Source organism: Vibrio sp. 10N.261.52.A1, assembly GCF_002876325.1.
In the GTDB taxonomy this organism is placed as follows: domain Bacteria; phylum Pseudomonadota; class Gammaproteobacteria; order Enterobacterales; family Vibrionaceae; genus Vibrio; species Vibrio chagasii.
In genome coordinates this window covers 1-2,417 of record NZ_MCYD01001312.1, presented here as the reverse complement: position 1 = coordinate 2,417, position 2,417 = coordinate 1, and the positions used below count along the sequence as shown (strand labels likewise).

The 2,417-nt window shown below is 41.7% G+C and carries 2 protein-coding genes; one reads left to right on the top strand and one right to left on the bottom strand.

The window, feature by feature from the left end:
• On the bottom strand, positions 1-1,130 hold a 1,130-nt coding region (locus tag BCT81_RS27220), incomplete at its 3' end, for an enterochelin esterase domain-containing protein (RefSeq protein WP_198596975.1).
• A 120-nt stretch (positions 1,131-1,250) separates the two neighbouring features.
• Between BCT81_RS27220 and BCT81_RS27215 the strand changes: the two genes are divergently transcribed.
• Entirely contained in the window at positions 1,251-2,240 is a 990-nt protein-coding gene (locus BCT81_RS27215) for an AraC family transcriptional regulator (protein WP_241908287.1), read from the top strand.
• The last annotated feature ends 177 nt before the right edge of the window (positions 2,241-2,417 follow it).

The following is a 2,417-nucleotide window of genomic DNA, read 5'->3' as shown; positions in this document are numbered from 1 at the left end:
GCTTTATTCGGTGTCAGCTCTTTTGCACGAAGGCTCGGTCTGAGCGGGTTAACAAACACCACTCTCATCGGAGGAATAGCTTTACTCGCAATTAAGTTATCCATCACCAGAGGCGTTGGGACTTTGTCGATGTAAGATTCACCATCAAACAAGATCAAAAGCGGTGACTTATCAGTTGTTGAGTAAACGCTATTTGGCTCATACAGACTGATGTGCCTTGCTTCAACCTCAGCATCCCCCTGATAAAGAAAATGCGTTAACTGACCTTTGGGGTTACCTTCTTCTGTCGCTACGCTATCGCTTGATGCATGTTTAAGCGTCAAGGTAGAAGCAGAGCCAAATATTCCAGTATCAGAGCCAAAGCTAGGCTCCAAATTTAATGGGTCTAGTGCTGCAGTCGCCAATACTGCTCTGCGTTGTTCTCGGTTAGTATCACGAGCTAATTGAGGAACATTAGGTGCGATTCGATAGGAGAGACGCGTTGAATCTGGAACTTCAAAAGAGCGAAACCAGATATCACTGCCTTCAATTTTGCTCATCTGTGCATGTCCGCCATATGGCGCACCTAATAGCCGAACGTTGTTGGCATTCCCACGAAATAAAAAAGTAACGAAAGCCTTGTTGTCAGGTTGATACTCGACAAGCGGTGCCCCCTGAGACTCAATGATTTGCCAAAACTTTTTTTCTGCATCTTTTACACCGCCATGAATATCAGCTGCAGTACGTGACAATGTTGGACTTAGCATCGACACCTCTGGCGATAGATACTGATCCTTTTTCAGAGGCATAGGAGCAAGCTGCATTTCAGCCTTAGATACCTCAGTATCAGCACTCTTCATTTCAATTCGATAAGTGTCAGCTTGATCGACATACCAAAAAATCTCAGTCTCTCTCGCCTCATGATTCAGTAATTTTTTTATTGGATCGCCAGCGGAATTAAAAGCAATCACGTGTTCCATGTGGCTTTGGCTTCGGATAAAACCACGGTAGTAACCTGGTTCATTGATCTTTAAAAACGTGTCTTGCTGAGAGTGGAGCTCAATGCGCTGAGGCTTATTTGCTTCAACGATCATTGCCTGCGCACTTACTATTTGAGTGAACAGAGCGGTAACGAAAAAAATCCATTTCATGATAATCCAATTGCAGTTAATGATATTGATTATCATTTATGGTAATTTTCTTTTTCACATGGGAACAGCAGATTGAGTTATCCAAAGTGATTGGATTGTTATGAAAATTGGCAGGAGCTTATGAATAGTCGAATACCTTCACCTCTTAAGAAAAGTGCCCTCGTGCGTTGGGTAGGGAGTGAAGAAAATTTTCAAATGGTATCGGAGCAATACTCAGAAACAGTCCCTCTAATTGAAGGCAATGTGGATATTTGCAAGGTGCAAGAGAACTTCTCTCTGCACTGGGGAACTACGACAGAACTCAAAGATCACCAAGTCATCTCGACGGCTCGTAAGGCTCTGATTTTAATAATTTTAAAAGAAGGAAAACTCGATTTCGGCTACGACGATTCAAACTTCGTTATGGATTCAAAACATGGCTATCAAGCCTTGGTAGTCAATCTAGCAAAACCCGCGACATTCCGACGAACTGTTCAAAAAGGCAACAAGGTTTCTAAATTAAAAGTACTCATCCCACACCATTGGATCCAAGAACGCATAGAATCTGGCAGCCGGATTGACGATTTCATTTCTCAACACTTATCCCATTTCGACTTGCAATCAAATCATCAATTACAAGAACTACTCGAAAGGATCATCCAGTTACAAGATGGAAGCGACACATTTAAGAAGATTAGGTTAGAGGCATTAACGCACTGCTTGGTATTAGAAGTGTTCGAACAGCTGTCTAATAGTGATACCGCGTTAGAAGTCGGAGTTACAGAAACACAAACAGCGGCGACTGAAAGTGCAAAGCACTCAATTGATGAGTTGATTAACTACATTGAGGAGAACCTCGACAAAGACTTATCAGTTAAGTCCTTGGCTGAATACGCGACTACTAGCGAATCAAACCTTAGAAGAAAATTCAAAGACGTGATTGGTTGCAGCATCAAAAGTTACATAAGACGTCGTCGACTAGAAATGGCACGCAAGCACTTAGAACAAGGGTTGGTGTCAATCACTGAAGTAGCTTACCACGCAGGTTATCGACACCCTTCTAACTTCACCAGCGCTTATAAAAAAGCGTTTGGCTACCCACCAGCATTTTCAGTAAACAAACGCGATTGATTGCTCTAATAACTTGAGGGGAATAAATAAGAAAATGACAGAGGTACCAATAGAAAATTAAATTCGCAAGCAGCGCTCTACATAACCAAAAACACGTAATATCGAGCCCATTAATGTGAAATAGGTTGCACTTAATAGGGATTATTTTGATTTTATATAATTACGTAACATATATTC

What these genes read in the sequence shown, in the direction of transcription:
- BCT81_RS27215 (WP_241908287.1), top strand. Translation starts at nt 1,251, where the DNA reads ATGAATAGTCGAATACCTTCACCTCTTAAGAAAAGTGCCCTCGTGCGT.